Here is a 298-nt window from a genome sequence, read left to right on the forward strand (position 1 = left end):
ATCAGGACCACCGCGAACATCGGTCCCGAGAGCGGGAGCACGATGCGGCGGTAGATCCGGCGGATGGACGCGCCGTCCAGCCGCGCGGCCTCGATCATCTCCTCGCTCATGTTCTTGTAGTACGACCTGAACAGGACCGTACAGATCGGGAGCCCGTAGGCCACGTGCGTGACGATCAGTTCGAAGATCCCGGTGTAGTCGTTGTTGATCCCGAGCGCCCACAGGAAGCCGAGGGCGTCCTGGAGCGGGATCATCGACCAGAACTGCGAGAGCGGCACCAGAACCGCCTGGTACGGGA

The 298-nt window shown here is 63.8% G+C and carries 1 protein-coding gene; it reads right to left on the minus strand.

Annotated features, from left to right (window positions below):
* Positions 1-298 (minus strand): ABC transporter permease subunit (locus EXE42_RS17620; protein ID WP_137707118.1); only part of this gene is annotated, 298 nt, incomplete at both ends.

The sequence above is a fragment of the Halorubrum sp. SP3 genome, from assembly GCF_005435195.1.
Lineage (GTDB): Archaea > Halobacteriota > Halobacteria > Halobacteriales > Haloferacaceae > Halorubrum > Halorubrum sodomense.